This window comes from Tenacibaculum finnmarkense genomovar ulcerans (assembly GCF_900239495.1).
Taxonomy (GTDB): Bacteria; Bacteroidota; Bacteroidia; order Flavobacteriales; family Flavobacteriaceae; genus Polaribacter; species Polaribacter ulcerans.
In genome coordinates this window covers 1-17,424 of sequence record NZ_OENE01000048.1, presented here as the reverse complement: position 1 = coordinate 17,424, position 17,424 = coordinate 1, and the positions used below count along the sequence as shown (strand labels likewise).

The 17,424-nt window shown below is 30.7% G+C and carries 20 protein-coding genes; 14 read left to right on the top strand and 6 right to left on the bottom strand.

What is annotated here, in order from left to right; all coding sequences use genetic code 11:
- The first annotated feature begins 125 nt into the window (after positions 1–125).
- The 9 genes from DPIF8902391_RS10620 (at position 126) to DPIF8902391_RS10580 (ending at position 7,556) form a co-directional block, all read left to right on the top strand.
- Positions 126–1,160, top strand: a complete 1,035-nt coding sequence (locus DPIF8902391_RS10620; RefSeq protein WP_172505809.1) for a Fe(3+) ABC transporter substrate-binding protein — start codon at positions 126–128, stop codon at positions 1,158–1,160.
- 44 nt (positions 1,161–1,204) lie between these two features.
- Positions 1,205–1,678: a hypothetical protein gene (locus DPIF8902391_RS10615; RefSeq protein ID WP_172505808.1), complete on the top strand. Its 474-nt coding sequence runs from the start codon at positions 1,205–1,207 to the stop codon at positions 1,676–1,678.
- Between the two features lie 306 nt (positions 1,679–1,984).
- Positions 1,985–2,239 carry a hypothetical protein gene (locus DPIF8902391_RS10610; RefSeq protein WP_172505807.1) on the top strand — a complete coding sequence of 85 codons (255 nt, stop codon included), beginning with the start codon at positions 1,985–1,987 and terminating at the stop codon, positions 2,237–2,239.
- A gap of 55 nt (positions 2,240–2,294) precedes the next feature.
- Positions 2,295–3,155: a hypothetical protein gene (locus DPIF8902391_RS10605; RefSeq protein ID WP_172505806.1), complete on the top strand. Its 861-nt coding sequence runs from the start codon at positions 2,295–2,297 to the stop codon at positions 3,153–3,155.
- Between the two features lie 143 nt (positions 3,156–3,298).
- Complete coding sequence (locus tag DPIF8902391_RS10600; RefSeq protein WP_058885117.1) at positions 3,299–3,781, top strand: STM3941 family protein; 483 nt, start codon at positions 3,299–3,301, stop codon at positions 3,779–3,781.
- Between the two features lie 220 nt (positions 3,782–4,001).
- Positions 4,002–4,484: a hypothetical protein gene (locus DPIF8902391_RS10595; RefSeq protein WP_144430043.1), complete on the top strand. Its 483-nt coding sequence runs from the start codon at positions 4,002–4,004 to the stop codon at positions 4,482–4,484.
- 35 nt (positions 4,485–4,519) lie between these two features.
- On the top strand, positions 4,520–5,089 hold the full coding sequence (locus DPIF8902391_RS10590) for a hypothetical protein (RefSeq protein ID WP_172505805.1): 570 nt from the start codon (positions 4,520–4,522) through the stop codon (positions 5,087–5,089).
- A gap of 28 nt (positions 5,090–5,117) precedes the next feature.
- Positions 5,118–6,734, top strand: coding sequence for an ABC transporter permease (locus DPIF8902391_RS10585; RefSeq protein WP_235586510.1), 1,617 nt, complete (start codon positions 5,118–5,120; stop codon positions 6,732–6,734).
- A 93-nt stretch (positions 6,735–6,827) separates the two neighbouring features.
- Positions 6,828–7,556: an ABC transporter ATP-binding protein gene (locus tag DPIF8902391_RS10580; RefSeq protein ID WP_172505804.1), complete on the top strand. Its 729-nt coding sequence runs from the start codon at positions 6,828–6,830 to the stop codon at positions 7,554–7,556.
- 56 nt (positions 7,557–7,612) lie between these two features.
- On the opposite strand, the gene DPIF8902391_RS10575 is transcribed toward DPIF8902391_RS10580, so the two are convergent.
- The 6 genes from DPIF8902391_RS10575 to DPIF8902391_RS10550 all read right to left on the bottom strand — a co-directional run bounded on the left by DPIF8902391_RS10575 (position 7,613) and on the right by DPIF8902391_RS10550 (position 13,496).
- Entirely contained in the window at positions 7,613–8,497 is an 885-nt protein-coding gene (locus tag DPIF8902391_RS10575) for a PorP/SprF family type IX secretion system membrane protein (protein WP_058885112.1), read from the bottom strand.
- 10 nt (positions 8,498–8,507) lie between these two features.
- A complete protein-coding gene (locus DPIF8902391_RS10570) occupies positions 8,508–9,830 on the bottom strand; it encodes a T9SS type B sorting domain-containing protein (RefSeq protein WP_058885111.1) in 1,323 nt (440 codons plus the stop codon).
- A 16-nt stretch (positions 9,831–9,846) separates the two neighbouring features.
- Positions 9,847–10,767, bottom strand: coding sequence for a PorP/SprF family type IX secretion system membrane protein (locus DPIF8902391_RS10565; protein WP_058885110.1), 921 nt, complete (start codon positions 10,765–10,767; stop codon positions 9,847–9,849).
- Between the two features lie 2 nt (positions 10,768–10,769).
- Positions 10,770–11,597: a gliding motility-associated C-terminal domain-containing protein gene (locus DPIF8902391_RS10560; RefSeq protein ID WP_172505803.1), complete on the bottom strand. Its 828-nt coding sequence runs from the start codon at positions 11,595–11,597 to the stop codon at positions 10,770–10,772.
- 71 nt (positions 11,598–11,668) lie between these two features.
- The gene (locus DPIF8902391_RS10555) at positions 11,669–12,532 is read right to left on the bottom strand and encodes an immunoglobulin domain-containing protein (RefSeq protein ID WP_172505802.1); all 864 of its coding nucleotides are present in this window, start codon (positions 12,530–12,532) and stop codon (positions 11,669–11,671) included.
- A 25-nt stretch (positions 12,533–12,557) separates the two neighbouring features.
- On the bottom strand, positions 12,558–13,496 hold the full coding sequence (locus DPIF8902391_RS10550; protein ID WP_172505801.1) for a hypothetical protein: 939 nt from the start codon (positions 13,494–13,496) through the stop codon (positions 12,558–12,560).
- A 110-nt stretch (positions 13,497–13,606) separates the two neighbouring features.
- Here DPIF8902391_RS10550 and DPIF8902391_RS10545 point away from each other — a divergent pair, with 110 nt between their 5' ends.
- The 5 genes from DPIF8902391_RS10545 to DPIF8902391_RS10525 are packed head-to-tail and all read left to right on the top strand — an operon-like array spanning position 13,607 to position 17,358.
- Positions 13,607–14,056: a thioredoxin family protein gene (locus DPIF8902391_RS10545; RefSeq protein ID WP_058885106.1), complete on the top strand. Its 450-nt coding sequence runs from the start codon at positions 13,607–13,609 to the stop codon at positions 14,054–14,056.
- On the top strand, positions 14,056–15,033 hold the full coding sequence (locus tag DPIF8902391_RS10540) for an FAD:protein FMN transferase (protein WP_172505800.1): 978 nt from the start codon (positions 14,056–14,058) through the stop codon (positions 15,031–15,033). Before DPIF8902391_RS10545 ends, DPIF8902391_RS10540 begins: the two co-directional genes overlap by 1 nt.
- A gap of 33 nt (positions 15,034–15,066) precedes the next feature.
- A complete protein-coding gene (locus DPIF8902391_RS10535) occupies positions 15,067–15,279 on the top strand; it encodes a DUF4266 domain-containing protein (RefSeq protein ID WP_058885104.1) in 213 nt (70 codons plus the stop codon).
- Positions 15,264–16,793: a DUF3570 domain-containing protein gene (locus DPIF8902391_RS10530; RefSeq protein WP_172505799.1), complete on the top strand. Its 1,530-nt coding sequence runs from the start codon at positions 15,264–15,266 to the stop codon at positions 16,791–16,793. The genes DPIF8902391_RS10535 and DPIF8902391_RS10530 overlap by 16 nt, the downstream gene beginning before the upstream one ends.
- Positions 16,794–16,809: 16 nt before the next feature.
- On the top strand, positions 16,810–17,358 hold the full coding sequence (locus DPIF8902391_RS10525; protein WP_172505798.1) for a hypothetical protein: 549 nt from the start codon (positions 16,810–16,812) through the stop codon (positions 17,356–17,358).
- The last annotated feature ends 66 nt before the right edge of the window (positions 17,359–17,424 follow it).

The following is a 17,424-nucleotide window of genomic DNA, read 5'->3' as shown; positions in this document are numbered from 1 at the left end:
CAATCTAAATAATTACATTTGTTTACGTTTAATTAATGTATAATAACAGGGTAATGATTAACGGCTAAAAATATAAATTGGGCGTTAAAGTAACTAATAAAAATAGTATCAAAATAAAAATAAATATGAAAAATATAGTAGCAATTTTAATGATTACAGCACTTTTTAGTTCATGTAAAAATGATCAGAAAAAAGCCGCAGCAAAACAACAAGAAGTAAACGTTTATACACACCGTCATTATAAAGCAGATCAGGAATTGTTTGCCAAATTTGAAAAACAAACAGGCATCAAAGTAAATGTAACCAATGCAAAAGCCGATGAGCTAATGCAAAAAATGACCATCGAAGGAGCGCAATCGCCAGCAGATGTATTAATAACTGTTGATGCAGGGCGTTTGGTAAGAGCAAAAAAGAAAGGATTATTGCAGTCGGCAAGCTCATCAATTTTAGAAAAAATAATTCCTACGCATTTAAAAGATGCCGATAATAACTGGTTTTCGTTAACAAAAAGAGCCCGTATAATGGTGTATAATCCTGAAAAAGTAAGCCCTGAAGATTTATCAACTTACCAAGCTTTAACCGATGATAAATGGAAAAATAAAGTATTAATTCGTTCATCAGGGAATATCTATAATCAATCATTATTAGCTTCTATTATTGCTAATAATGGCGAAGAAAAAGCCGGAGAATGGGCTAAAGGAATCGTAGCAAATATGGCACGTTCACCAAAAGGAAACGACCGTGATCAAGTAAAGGCAGTCGTTGCTGGCGAAGGAGATGTAGCCATTGTAAATACCTATTATATTGGTAAATTATTAAACTCAAAAAACCCTGACGAGGTAAATGCAGCAAAAGGAATTAAATTGTTTTTTCCTAACCAAAATGGTAGCGGAACACATATAAACGTAAGTGGAGCAGGGGTTGCTAAATATGCGCCAAACAAAACAAATGCGATTAAATTTATTGAATTTTTGGTAAGTAAAGAATCGCAAGAAGTATTTGCAAAGGCTAATTATGAATATCCAGTAAATAAAGAAGTTGTTCCTTCTGATTTATTAAAATCGTGGGGAACTTTTAAAGAAGATAAGTTATCGTTAACAAAATTAGGTGAAAACAATAAAAAAGCAGTTTTAATTTTTGATAAAGCACAGTGGAAATAAATATATTTATTTATGCGTTGTGTTCAATTAAAAAAAATAGACAAATGAAATACTTTTTTAGAATTATTCTAGTTTTTACAATTCTTACATCTTGTAATAAAACTGACAAATTAAAAGGTTTTGAAAAACGAATTTCTAATCTTGAAAATCAGAATAAAATATTAGTTGACAGACTGAATTATATTAATACTGAATTTATAAAACCTTTTAAGATTTATGAAGAAATAGTTTTAACTGAATTGGAAAATCCTCCTAATCAAATAATATCAGATTATGACTTTTTAATAAAAAATTATCCTAATTCATTTTGGAAACACGAAGCAAAAAATAGAATTGAAAATATTAAAAGGCGAAAAAAATATTGGTCTAAAAAAAATGGATGGAAGTTACCAGAAAAACCTAAGAAACTAGAATTGACTGAGATAATTAAATCGTCATCGAAATTACTCGAAAAAATAGAGTACCCAGCACCACCGATAGAAATAATTGACCCAACTATTAGTTGCCCTGGATGTTAAAACAACTGCACACAACAAAAGCTATAATTAATACGAGGTTTAGTGCTTAATCGAAAATTCAGTTTTTTAATAACCATAGCCGAGACGTCAGACTGTCTAAAAACTATTTATTCAATTTTTTATACATGGTAAAATAGAATATAAATGATTTATTTAAGCTTTTCCTAATTGAAATATGCTATAAATTAAAATAATTGACAATTTTACATAAAAAACAGGTGGTTTCTATTTAATAATAAAAAATTAATCGGTTTTTATACAGACTGACGTTAGTAATAATTCAAAAAAAATTAAATAAAAAAAACAATGAATGATTTAATTCAACAAGCAAATGACTTTATGATAACTAATCCTGAATATGGTTATTTGTTGGTGGCAGTAGTTCTCCTAATTTTTTCATTGGGTAGTTTTAAAAAATATAATTGGGCTATTTCACCTGGAAGTAGTTACCAACGTTTTTTATATAGTACAATGGGAGAAAAATGGTTTAGTATTATAATGGGGTGTGGTTTTTTAATAGGTAGCCTAGGAGCATTGGGCGGTTTTTTACTTTCTAAATAAATTTTAAACATAATTAATAATAAAAACAAATAAAATGGGCTTTACAGATTTTTTAATGAATATAATGCAAAAGTTTTCACCTGTTGATCTTAGTCTTGAGAGATACACTCAGAAAGAGTTAACAGGTATGAAAAAACAAGGATATAAAGTAGAGGAAGTACAAAAGTACTTAGATTTATATGAAAAAGGAGAACACCCAAAACAAATAAAAGGGGCTATACGAATTGAAAAGAACAGAATAAAAAATCAATCAAAAAGATTACGTTTTGAAGAGTTATCAGAAACAGATTTATTATTAGAAGAAATCCCTAACCCTACTGATTTAAGTAAATTAAAACCTTTTTTAACTATTCCTATCAATCAAAATATGGAAATTATAAAAAAGAGTTTAAATGGTGATGCTAACAACGAAAAATCTTTTATAGGTGGTCAATTAGCACTTACTTCTGTAGTGCAAGCTGCTCCTGAATTTTGGGAAAAAGAAGGTGAAATACAATATGCTGCTTTTGTTTTTACTTATATAGAAAAAGGAAATTTTAGTAATAATACTAAATTTTTGAAAAAAATATGCAGTATGCTAAATGATTTTAGAGATGAAGATAACTGCCCAGAAGCTATATCTAGAGAAATGAAAAAATTATACAATGATTTAAATTCTCCGAAATCAGAGTTTCACGTACACATTGATCAGAGCTTATTAGATTTTTATCAGTTTGATTTTGAGGGAAACAGAGTCATATCAAGCGATATTATTGTAGCTACAAGCTATAAAATTCAGACAGAAAAAGATTCATTACCGAATAAATCTTTCCCATCAGATGGAATACTCCCTCTTATTTGTTTATCTGAAAAAAAGAAAAATGGAAAAGAATATCCATATTTTAAATTTGTAAATGGTGAATATTATAAACTATAGCAATAAATAATGATAGTCAAAAGATTTTCTATAAAAATATTTTTTGACTATCATTAATGCAAAAAAAACTGTGAAAAAACTGTGAGTAACAAAATCTAGTGCTTCAAAACTGCAACAAACCATATAAAACGTTGTACCACGTTATGAAAAACGAATCTCATATATTTAGACCTAACCAATTAAAAACCTTGATTTTATTTTTAGCTAGCTCTGCTTTTGTTGTAATTGGAGTTTTTATCCTAGATTCAGACCCTAAAATTGGCTGGGGTAATATTATTTTTTTCGGGCTTGGAGTGATTGTTTCATTAATTCAATTTTACCCCAATTCTACATATTTAAAATTGACTGATGGCGGATTTGAAGTTAAAGTTTTGTTTCGTTCTAATTTTACAAAATGGACTGATATAAAAGGCTTCAGACAAGGGAAAATCAAAGGTAATAAAATGATTTTTTTTGATTATACTGACAATCATAAAAAGTGGAATAATGGAAAAAAAGTAGCTAAGTTTTTGTCTGGAAAGGAGGGGGCTATTCAATCCTCTTATAATATTTCTACTGATAAACTGATAGAACTAATGACTGAATACAAGCGGAAAAGTAAAAATATGGTTCAACAGGGTGTATAATTGCTTTGGTCGTTGCTTATTTGGAAAATTTCTTCGGAATTTTCTCAGGTTTTTATTTGTTTACTAAATTAGTAACTTAACCATGCAACTAAACATACAGGACACATTGGCGGTAATTCCCCAGGTCAGAAATCGATTAGTTTTCAAAACAAAAAGTTACTTTTGTGAAAAAAATTTAAAAATTCCAGAGTATCTAAATTATAGCAAATTTAAATAAAAGATGAAATCAATTAAAGTAATCATATTGTTGACTGTTATTGGCTTGATAGTTATCGGATGCAAACACAATTCAAAAGAACAAGAAAGACAAGAAAAGGGCGTTGTTGCAACAACTGATTTTTCAGGAAATTATGTAACTGCCTCTTATAAAAAACGTAGTGAAGGTTACGATTGGATTGCCGTTTCAGTAGCGCAAAATTCAGCAGAAGAAATTTATATTTCTGTTCGGTCTCGTGCTGATGGTAAAAAACCAACCTGTACTTTTGACACTGTAGCAAAAAAGGCGGGTAATAATACTTTCAAAACGTTGACAAATGGAAAAATAATTTTATTCTCCTTTAAAGATAATAAGATTTCAATATCAACGGAAAAATTTGAAAACAGGCTAATTTTAAATTTCTACTGTTCTGGAGGAGGAAGTTTAGCAGGAGACTATGAAAAAATCAACGAATCTTTAGATAAAACACAAATTGATAAAAAATAATTTTTTATAGAATTATAGCGTTAAAAAAATGAACTATGAAAGAATATTTTAATGATATTGAATTTAAGGTAAAAGACAATTTAAAGCTTAAAAGTAACTTGAAAAATTACTTTGAAAGTGATGGTTTTATAGCGGTTGAAAATGAAAAAGATCAACTGCTTTTTATTAAAAAAAGCACTTTATTAGACGGTTGGAAACTAAATATTTTAAATTGGGAGGCAAAAATTAATATTGAAGTAAAACAAAAGGACAACGTAGTAATTCATCATAATGTTAAAACCAAAGGTTTTGGGTTTATTACACCTGTAGCATTTTCCAGGTTATTTGAAAAATATTTGTATCATTTAGAAAGCTATATAAACAATAACGAATGTTATAAAAGCAAGAATATCGAGTTAATAAAGTTAGGAAAGATAAAAATGTTAAAATATATAGCATTGTTAATTTTAGGGATTTTTACAGGACTTTGTTTAGGGGATATTTTAGAGAATATGACAGGAATAGAATTACTCGGATATTTAGGGATTATTATTGGTTTTAAGAGTACTGAAATGATGATCAATAAATACCTAATTAAAAAAAATACGTTACAGCATTCTGTATAAAAACTAACCAAACGTTAAATTAATTTTTGTGAAAAATAAGTTTCAAAACATTCGAAGAGATGCAAGCAAGTGGTCAATATTTTTATTGATCATTGTTTTGTTTGTTGCCATACCAATACTAACGGTTTTTATCAATTTATTTTATGGACCTGGCGAAACCTGGGGTCATTTTTTAGAACATTTACTGCCAAATTATCTTAAAAATTCACTGATATTAATTATCGGGACGAGTATTTTAACCTTATTTTTTGGTATTTCATCTGCTTGGGTTGTTTCACGATATCATGTTCCGTTTAGAAAACAATTAGAGTGGTTGTTAATTATTCCGTTGGCAATTCCGTCTTATATTACAGCCTATGCCTATGCTGGTATTTTTGATTATGGCGGTATTGTAGCAAAAGTGTTTAGCTTAAAAATTGATGTAATGAATCATGCAGGGTTAATTTTTGTACTCAGTATTTCGTTATATCCGTATATATATGTAGCCTCGAGAGCTTTCTTTTTAAATCAATCGAATAATATTATTGAGGCTTCAAAATTATTAGGCGCAAGTGAACGAAAAACCTTTTTTAAGTTGATTTTACCCTTAGCACGCCCTGCATTTGCAGGTGGTTTGGTGTTGGTTTTAATGGAGGTTTTAAACGATTATGGTGCTGCTAAATATTACGGGATAAGCACTTTTACAACGGGTATTTTTAGGGCTTGGTTTTCATTAGAAGAACCAGAAACGGCTATTTATTTATCGGCAATTTTAGTGATTATTATCTTTTTATTAATTACAGCCGAAAAATGGCAACGCCGAAAAATAGGCTATTTTAATGCCACTAAAAATCATCAGAAAGTAACTAGAGAATCGGTTTCAAAACGCTTAAGAATAACGTTTTTTATGATCGCATTTACACCTGTTTTATTTGGGTTTTTACTGCCTTTTATGCAGTTATTATATTGGGCATTTTTAACCTATAAAGAGGTTTTTACATCCGAATTTATAACGATTGCTTTTCAAAGTTTTGGTATTGCTACAATATCGGCATTTACCACGGTTGTTTTTGCCTTGCTTTTGATATTTTTATCAAAATGGAATCGATTATCAATACTAAAATCGATTGCAAAAATAGGGGTTTTAGGTTATGCAATTCCAGGCGCTGTAATTGCGGTGGGTGTTTTAATACCAACTTTATCGTTAGATAAATGGCTGGTTACTTTTATGAAAACCAACTTCGATATAAAAATAGGATTTATCATTAACGGAACCATTATGGTTTTGGTCTATGCCTACCTTGTTCGATTTTTAGCCGTTGCTTACAACCCTATTGAATCGAACAGTTTAAAATTTGGAAAATCATTATCCGAAGCTTCTAAATTATTAGGAAGTGGAACGCTTAAAACTTTTATCAAAATTGAATTTCCCTTGCTAAAACCTGCTATTTTAAGTGCTTTTATTTTAGTTTTTGTCGATGTAATGAAAGAATTGCCATTAACCTTAATTTTAAAGCCATATCATATAAATACCTTGGCGGTTAAAGCCTATGAATATGCCAGTGACGAGCTAATTGCCGAAGCTGCATTGCCTGCTATATGTATTATTTTAACAGGAATACTACCGATCTTATTTTTAAATCGATTAATAGCTAAAGATAGTTAAGCAAAGACAGTTAAAGAGCGTTAAATAAAAGTCAAAAAAAGTGTTAAAAATAGCGCTAGAAAAGAATCAAACAGAAAGTTAAATAAAAAATTAATGAGTACGATATTAGAAGTTAAAAATGTTGAAAAAACATTTAATAAAGGAAAAGTAGTTGCATTAAAAGACGTGTCATTTTCTTTATCCAAAGGAAAAATAATCGCCATAGTAGGCGAAAGTGGAAGTGGTAAAACAACCTTAATTCGTTTAATAACGGGCTTAGAAGTACTTGATGTTGGTACTATTTTATTAAAAGAAAAGGTGGTTTCATCTAATGAAGTATTTGTAGCTCCACAGCTTCGAAATGTAGGAATGGTATTTCAAGATTATGCCTTGTTTCCTCATTTTTCGGTGGCTGATAATATTGGCTACGGAATTAGTGATATATCGGCTACGGATAAAAAAGAAAGAATTAAAGAAGTATTGCGTTTGGTAGGTTTATCAGATAAAGAAAATTGTTATCCACACGAGCTTTCAGGAGGACAACAACAGCGTGTTGCGTTGGCAAGAGCCTTGGCGCCAAAGCCCGAATTGTTAATTTTAGATGAACCTTTTAGTAATTTAGATGTTATTTTAAGAAGTCAGTTGCGTAAAGATATTTTAGCTATTTTAAAACAAACCAACACAACGGCTATTTTTGTAACTCACGATATTAAAGATGCTATGGCTATTTCTGATGAAATAATCGTGTTAAAAAATGGCGTTATCTTACAGCAAGGAATTACAAAACAGGTATTTGAAAACCCCGAAGATAGCTACGTAAAATTATTATTTGAAAACATATAAAACCTAAGTATTTAGGTTTTATATGTTTGTAATAGAGTTGTTTTTTAAATATTTAATTAAAAAATATCATCTAAATTAAATAAAGCAAAAAATTCGTGAGTTCCATTTTGATAAGGGCTTATTTTATTGGTGTAAATACTATAGCCATAGCCAATATCAAGCCAATTTGTAGCGGTTATTTTGGTGTTTATTTGCATCGAATTATTAAAAGAATACGACAGCCCAACATCGTATTTTTCGTTAATTTCTAAGGTGGTGTTTGCATCAATACTTAATGGCGCTCCTTCTATAACGGTTAGCAATGTAGAAGGTGTTAAGTTTAAGTAATTGTTCAGTTTTATGGTGTAACCACCACCAATATTCATGTGTAACTTACTTTTGTTTTTACTGCTGTTAAGGTCTTTATATCGCTGGTCGATTAATAAGGTGTTTAGTGTTGCGTGCAGGTAATAATCGTCGTGAATTAAGGCTGCTCCCATAGAAAAATTAGGACTAAAATTATGAACAGATTCTGCAAAGAAAGCATCATTTTCTGCCGCTGTTTTAATCGTGTTAAATTCACCGCTGTATAAATTTGCTTGGGCTTTAATACCAAATGATATATCATGATCTCTACTTACTTTAAGTTTGTAAGAGGCATCTAAGGAAATTTGCGTTTGGTTAAAAACAAATATCTTATCATTAATAATATTTAAACCAATCCCGATGTTTTCTTTTAAAGGGATATTTAACGAAACTGTACTTGTTTTAGGCGCGTCTGCTACGCCAACCCATTGTGTTTTAGAGTTTATAAGTATTGATGTATTATCAGCTTGACCAGCAAAAGCAGGATTAATTAGGTTTAGGTTATTGTTATATAAACCGTAATTTACTTTATTTTGAGAAACGGCACAAAAACTGAATATGAATGCGCTTATTAAGAGTGTCTTTTTTAATAACATGTTATTTTTTTTAATAATTTATTTGTACCCAACCTTTAATAATTTCTTTGTCTTGACCTGTATTAAAGATAAAATAATAAGAACCTACAGGAAGTTTAGCATCCTTAGAAACCGTTATTTTTCCGTTAGATTCGCCATTCCAATCATCTTTATAAGGCGCTGCATCATATACTTGGTAACCTAATCGATTAAAAATAAATAAGCTATTGTTAGGGTATTTTGTAGCGATATCGGTATTACTAAAAATTTGCCAAGTATCGTTTGTACCATCGTTATTTGGTGAAAACCCTTGTACTAAATTGTTCGATTTTGTACCGTTATCTGTACTCGGAGTTTCGTTTTCTTCTTCCGCTTCTTCTGCGCCTGTATTTTTATTTTTGGTGAATTTTACTTCTTCAGTATCTCTAATCATAACGCCATTTAACATTCCTGAAATAACGGCTGTTTCTTCTTCGGTGCTACTGGTTAAATAAGCGGTGTAAGTACCATCTTTTTTATCCATAACAGATCCTAAAACCCCTGCGGTAGTACTTAAAGTAACCCTTTGATTTGCGTATTTTAAAATGCTTCCATCTTTATTATATAATTGAACTGTAATAAGACTCGATGAAACACCGTTTGCTCTTATTGTTTTAGTATCGGCAGTAATTGTTGCTTTTTGTTCAGAAGGTGTAAAATCTTCGGTATTCATTTCATCAAAATAAAAACGAGTAACAGGAAGTTCTTTGGCATAATTTCCCTCGCCTTTTTTCTCACCTTTTTTGAAGTTTTCATAAATAACAGTATTCTCTCCTGCATCATTCCATAAAAAAGAAGGTGAAGTTCCACAGCCTGTATAACCTCCTAAAGGCTTATTGTTTTCATTACTAAAATAAACGACTAAGCTTTTTTTACCAGAATATTTAAATTCGGTATCAAAAGCAATTTGTGTTTTAGAATTTTCAATAGTAAGCCCTCTTTTCCAGGTAATATCACCATCATATACTTTGGTAAACGTCGATAAATCAGGTTCTGAAGTGCTGTTAAATTGATTGAAATCAACTTCTTTTAAATATATTTTTTGATTTTTTGCTGTATCAAAAGTGCATTCATTATAGGTAATGCAATCGGCATAAAAAGCAAGTCCTTTTATAGCACCAGAAGCACTTATTTGAGATGCGTTATATAACATGCTAGCCCAGCTATTTTCTTTTTCAAGTACGTAATCGTAACGGGCAGGGGCAGCTTTAGAAATAGAACTTCCACACTCTGGAGTACCAACAGTAACTTGGTTGCCTTGTGCGTAAATTGTGGTTGCTAAGAAAGATAAAACGAGTAAAATTATTTTTTTCATTATAAGTATTTATGTGTTAAAAACAGCCTAATCTCCATTTAAAACGGTTATTTATTTTGGTATTAAAATATATTCGGATAAAAAATTCGTGGGTTCCATTGTTGTACTTTGCAATTTCATTGGTAGGAATACCATAACTATAGCCTAGTTGTAGCCAATCGGTGGTTTTTATAAGGAAATTAGTCATTAAAGCAGCGTTATATCGGTAGGTAAGCCCAATATCATATTTATTGTTTACAGAAAACATTGAAGTAATATCAATAGAAAGTGGCGCTCCTTTTGTAGCTCTAAATAAAGCGGTGTTAGTTAAGCCTAAAACAGGGTTAAGTTGATGATAAATTCCTGCACCAAAATTTACGCGCATTGCATTTAAAGTATTTGCAGATGTGGTGTTTTTACGTTCTTTTAAAACATCTAATAAGGCAGCATGTACAAAATAACGTTCATTTCTTAGGGCAAAACCAACGGAAAAATTCGGTGAAATTAGCTGCTCATTTTGCATAAATAATGGATCGTTGCTTTGAAAAGTATTCAGGTTTTTTAAATTAATTCCAAAGAAATTTACCGATGCTTTTAAACCAAATAATAGTTCGTGATTTGCATCTAATTTTACTTTAGATGAAATATCGGCAGCTATATTTGTTTGATTATATAAATAAAAACGATCATTTATTATAGAAACACCAAGACCAATACCTTTTTGGGTAGGCATACTAAAGCAAACAATATTAGAATGTATGGAGTTTTCAATACCTGCCCATACTTTTTTGTAATTAGTTGCTATTTGCGTTTTATTATTTTTACCTGTAAAAGCAGGATTTATAATATTTAAACTATGATTAAAAACCGAAAAATCAGCTGTATTTTGACCGCTTAAATTATGAATACTAGCTAGTATTAGTAGTAAAAAAACGTAAATAATAGTTGTTGTTTTCATGTTTAATAATTAATATATACCCAACCTTTAAAAGCGGTATTATTGATGTCATTTAATTCTAAAACGTAATAATAAGCACCTACAGGAAGTTTACTATGGCTGTTAATAATTAGGTTTGAATTGGCAATTCCGTCCCAATTATTTTTGTAAGGAGCAGCCTGATACACCTTATTTCCATGCCTGTTAAAGATGAATAATTTGTTCTTCGGATATATTTTTGATAAATCTGAAAGGATAACCCAAGTATCGTTAATACCATCTTTATTAGGGGTAAAAGCGTTTGTTATTTTAACATCTTCAATAATATTTACTGTAGCTTTGGCAGTGCTTTTACAAGTATTTGAATTTACGGTATAGGTATATGCGTTGTTATTGGTTGTCCAAACACCATTTTGCTCAGGATTTCCTCCTAAAGCGTTAAATAATTCTTGCTCGCTAGGGCTAATACCTTTTAAAATATTTAAAGAACCGTTTGTTCCCGCATTTGGTTTAGGAATAACGATAATATTTATTTCAGCAGTATCATTACAGCCATTATTAGAGATGGTTAACAGGTAAATCCCCGCCATATTTACAGAAATATTTGAACGGACTAAATCAATGCTATTAATTGTTTTGTTATCTGAGGTAAACCATTTATAAGTTGCGCCCACAAAAAATTCTGCTGTAAGCGATAAATCCTCTCCTTCACAAAGGGTGATTTCTGTTAAAGAATTTTGATGCTTATCTGTATGTAAAGAAGTGTTATTTATCGCATAAATTTTATTTTCAGCCGATATTGTACTAAAATGCACTATTACCAAAATAATAAAGAATACTTTTTTTAACATTCGGATAAATTTTAATAAAAACCTACGAGGCTATTTACCTCGTAGATTTAAAGATTTTAAAAGGGTTTAATTTATTTTAGTTTAATAATTGCTTTTGGCGTAGGTAACATAGCGTCATTTTTAAATGAAGCAGAATCTCCAGACTCACAAGTACCTTTTTTAGCTTTTACCGTATATGAAGTACCAATTACCATGTTTTCAATTTCTCCAGATACTTTTACAGTAGGACCTGTAGGAGTGAAAATATAGGTAACGTTAGCATCATAATTATCAATTTTAGTTGAACTAGCACTGCTACAAGAAGCAACTGTATTTTTTAAACTAGGTAGTGTAGGAGTAGGCAACATAGCGTCATTTTTAAATGAAGCAGAATCTCCAGACTCACAAGTACCTTTTTTAGCTTTTACCGTATATGAAGTACCGATTACCATGTTTTCAATTTCTCCAGATGCTTTTACAGTAGGACCTGTAGGAGTGAAAACATAGGTAACTGTAGCATCATAATTATCAATTTTAGTTGAACTAGCACTGCTACAAGAAGCAACTGTATTACCTAAAGTAGGTGTAGTAGGGTTTTTATTAATTTTTACTTCAATATCAACAGCATTTGTACAACCATTTTTTGTTACAGTTAAGGTATAAATTCCAGCATCACCTAAAGAAACATTGTTTATAATTAAATCTTTCACAGATGATTTTGTGCTAGCTCCCTTAGTCCACTTATAAGTTGCTCCTGTACCAGCATCTTCAGCTGTTAATTTTAACTCTTCACCTTCACATAGTGTAATATTCGCTAAAGAAGTAGTAGGAGGGTTTACCGATTTTATTAAATTTTTTTGAGGTTGAGGTGTTGTTTTATTAGATAGTGTATTGTTTGCTAGCATTGAAAGACAACAAAATAAGAATACGGTAATTGATAGTAATTTCTTTTTCATAATAATTATTATTTATACGTGTTATTTAAATTTTCTTGATAGATGCCGTTGGTAACGGGTTAATAGTAAGTGTAAAGTTTTTACTGATAGAGCCATCAGTGTTTTTAGCGGTTAATGTTAGTATTATATTTCCTGAATCGGTAGCGCTTGGTGTATATGTTGGGTTTTTGATGAATTTATTATTAAATCTTCCAGTTCCTGATGTTGTCCATTTTAATGTAACCATAGCTGGTGTAACACTAACACCTGTAAAGCTGAAAGGACTTTTACTACAAATACTTTTATCAGCTTCCATAGTAATTTTTGGAGGTGTGCTTACATGCGAAAATTTGAAATAGGTAACAGGTAATTCTTTACCGATACGCCCATTATACTTGCCTTTATCACTTAATTTATAAGATTCGTAAGCAACCCTGTTATTTCCATGATTATCCCATAAAAAAGGAATACTACTCCATCCTCCAGCACCTTTTCCTGATTCATTTTCAAAATAAACCAACAGGTTTTTAGTTCCTGAATATTTAAAGGGCGTTGTAAGTGTTATTATATTTAGACTACTAGGTAAATCGACACCTCTTTTCCAAGTAATATCACCATCGTAAACTTTGGTAAATGTTGTTAAATCGGGGATTTTACTACTTGTAATTGCACCTTTAGTTATTTCTTTAATATAAATGCGTTGCTTAGAAAAGGTATATGTTTTCGGACTGTAAGGATTACAATTAGCATAAAACCCTAATTCGGTTAAATTTCCTTTAATCTTATTCAATTCATTTTTTTTATAAAGTAGTAGAGACCAACTATTACTTTTTTCACTAGTCCAAGAGCCATCATCATATTTAGCAGGAATGACTGTAGTTTCAGAACTACCACACATTACTGTTTTTCCTCCAACAGTCACTTGCTGAGCGGTTAAGAGAATAGAATATGAAAAAATAATAAACAATAAAAATACTTGTTTCATTGAGCAATGAATTAATTTAGATTAATTAAGGATATAGTATTAAATTTTCGACAAATTTATATTTATTAATTCTAAATAAGTATTAGTTTTGCGTAAAATTTCAAAAAAAAATGAATAAAATAATTTTTACAGTATTATTCCTAGTAGTGGCTATTACTACAAATGCACAAGTGTCTGATAATAAAAAACTTACTTGGCTTACCAATGTTGAGCAGGCACAAAAAATAGCAAATGAACAAAATAAGCAGGTGTTTATTTATTTTTCAGGTTCTGATTGGTGTATTCCATGTAAAGAATTGAAAGAGGAAGTATTAGACTCTGAAATGTTTAAAAAGAAAGCTTTTTCAGACTATGTTTTAGTAAATCTTGATTTTTTACGCAGTAGAAGAAAATTAACCAAAGAGCATATCGCTTATATTGAAAAAGCAGCAGAAAAATACAATAATTCGGGTGCTTTTCCTTTTGTAGCGGTTTTAAATAACAAAGGTGAGGTTGTTAAATCGGTTGATGGTTATAAAAGTGAAACAGCAAGTTATTATATTAATAATTACTTGAAATAATGCTAAAAGTACTGGTATCATCAATAGTATTTCTTTTATCTTTTTCAGTAAAATCACAAGAAGTCTACAATAAAAAAACACTTTTAATGGGCGTTGATTTTGAGTTTACAGTGGTTGCAAAAACGCCAGAAAAAGCAGCTTTTTTTATTAAAGAAGCAATAGAAGAAACCCTACGTATTGAAAATTTAATATCGTCATGGAAAGCGACTTCTCAAACATCAGAAATTATTAGAAACGCAGGGATAAAGCCTGTAAAAGTGAGTAGTGAGTTAGTCGGTTTAATAGCTAGAAGTAACAGGATTTCAGCCTTAACAAATGGTAATTTTGATATCAGCTTTGCTTCGTTAGACAGGCTTTGGTATTTTAATAAACCAATGAAGAGATTACCAGATAGCTTGGCGGTTTTAAATTCTGTAAAAAACATCAATTACAAAAATATTATTGTTGATACACAAAAAAACACCGTGTTTTTAACTAAAAAAGGCATGCGTATTGGTTTCGGATCTATCGGAAAAGGCTATGCCGCCGAAAAGGTAAAAGCTAAATTAAAAAAATTAGGGGTAACCGCAGGTTTGGTAAATGCTAGTGGCGATTTAACCACTTGGGGAAATCATCCGATTACTAAAAAATGGCTGATAAAACTCGCAGATCCTAATAACATATTAAAAAGTATTGGTGCTTTTAAATTGCACAATAATGCTGTGGTAACCTCAGGGAATTACGCAAAGTATATTGAATTTAATGGCATTAAATATTCACATATTATTCATCCTAAAACAGGCTGGCCGGTTAGGGGTTTAAAAAGTGTTAGTGTTTTTTGTCAAAATACCGAATTAGCCGATGCCTTAGCAACCGCTGTTTATGTACTAGGTAAAGAAAAAGGATTGACGCTTATAAATCAGCTAAAAGGTGTTGAATGTTTGCTAATTACTGCTGATAATAAAATGAAAACATCTACGAATTTAAAACTAAACTAAAAACAAAAATTAACGTAAAACTAAACTTGAAATATGATAAAAAAAACAATGGCATTTTTATTGATAGCACTCACTTTTTCAAATTGTGTAAGTGTAAAACCTTATCAAAAAATGTATTTAAATGATGAAGATATGGCTTTATCATCAAGAAAAATTGAACAATACGAAACAAGCTCTCAAAACTATAGAGAAGGAGCTTCAGGTGCTAACGGAGGAAAAACAGGCGGCGGATGTGGATGCAACTAAATACTAGATTAATGATTGCTTTATGCTTTATAGCAGGTGTAAATGCTTTTTCACAAAAAAAAATAAAACAATTAGATAAAGTTGAGGTAGATATTTTATATAACTACTATGAACAAGACGGAAATAATGGTGCAGTAACAGGTGGTTTAGGTACCGAAAAATTAGATAATAATGCGCCGCAAATATCGGTTTCAATACCGGTAAATAAAACGGCAACTTTTGGGGCAACTTTAGGCTTAGATCATTATACGTCGGCAAGTACGGCTAATATTGATAAATACGGTGCTGTAACATCGGCAAGTACTCGTTCAGAAACTCCTGAAAATAATGATAACAATTTAGCGAGTGAAGATACTCGAAAGTATTTGTCATTAAATTTTAGCAGGTTAATGCCCGATAATAATTCGGCAGTTTCTGTATTGTATGGCTATTCAAAAGAGTTTGATGTTACCTCAAATTATGGTAAAATTACTTGGCAGAAAGATTCGAAAGATGGTAATAAATTTTTAAGCATTACAGCGGGAGTTTTTATAGATAAATGGCTTTTAATTTATCCTGGTGAAATTAGAGACGGTAGAAATACTGGCGCAGGTGGCGGTAAAAATGGGCATCACCACGATGACGACGACCACGATGATGATGATGATGATGATGATGATGACGACCATGATTATGATTATTATTACGATTATTTTAATACTGATAAAGATCATGATAAAGACGATGATAAAGATGATGATGATCACGATCACGATCATGATCACCACGATCGTTTAGTTACTAAAAATTATAGTGCTAGAGATGACGATGATGATGACGACGATGACGACTATTATGGTAATCAAAAAGCAGCAGCTTTTAAAGGCTATGATAAAGACACTAGGTTTACCTATAATGTAGGTGCAACCTATGGTGGGAATATAAACAGCCGATTAAATGCCTCTGTAACTGCTGAGGTTATTATTCAGAAAGGGATTTTAAATACGCCTTTTCACCGTGTTTATTTTAATGACGGAATTACTCAAGAGCAATTTAAACATGTTAAAAGTGAAAAATTACCGAAGTCAAGAGTTAAAAAAGCCCTTGGTTTTAGAGCAAATTATTTTGTTAGTAATTTTTTAGTAACCCGTTTGTTTTACAGATGGTACACCGATGATTTTGGTATAAAAGCGAGTAGTTTTGAAATAGAAACACCAATAAAATTAGGCGATGGTTTTACTTTATATCCTTTTTATCGTTTTCATACCCAAACAAAATCAGACTATTTCGAAGCGTATGGTGCGCATAATTTAGATGCAGAATATTACACCTCTGATTATGATTTAGCCAAATTCACAACCAATAAATATGGGGTAGGAATGAAGTTTTCACCAGTAAATGGTGTGTTAGGTTTTAAAATCAACAAAAAAAGAGAATTTCAGTTTAAATCATTAGAATTTAGGTTGTCACGTTTTAAAAGATCTACCGGATTAGAGGCAACTTCGATTACTTTAAAGAACACGTTTACCTTTTAATTAATTTTTAAATAAAATGAAAAAAATAGGATATATAATAATCTTATGCTTGTTGTTTGCGGCATGTACTAAATCAATAGAGATAGTATATGACCAAACAATGAGTATAGTTGATCAGGAAATTGAACAAGAGGTTATTGAACAGGTTGTTGAAGAAGAGCCCGAAGAAGAACCTGAACAAAATCTTGTTGGTGTTTGGGATGGTACAATAGACTGTACGGGTTGTTGTTCGCCAAAGTATCGCTATACTTTAACTATTACAAAGCATGAACTAGTAAGCGAATTAATTGAAGGTTCATTAAAAATTTCAGGAATTCCAGATCAGCAATACTTTGCTGTTTTTAAGCTAGATATGAAGCTTAAAGGAAATGAATTAATCATTAAAACCATCGGTAAAACAGAAAATACAGGTACTCCTAAGCCAGGTTGTGGTCGTTATTGTTCTGGAAATACTTATGAGCTTGTTTTATCAGAAGATAAGACTAAATTTAATGGTGATTGGGTTAAATCATACAAGTGTAGTGTATCAGATAAATCAACATTAATTAATATTGAAAAACAGTAATATGAAACTAAAAGTAGTTTTAATAATTCATTTATTTCTTGCTTGTATATCAATAAACGGGCAAGA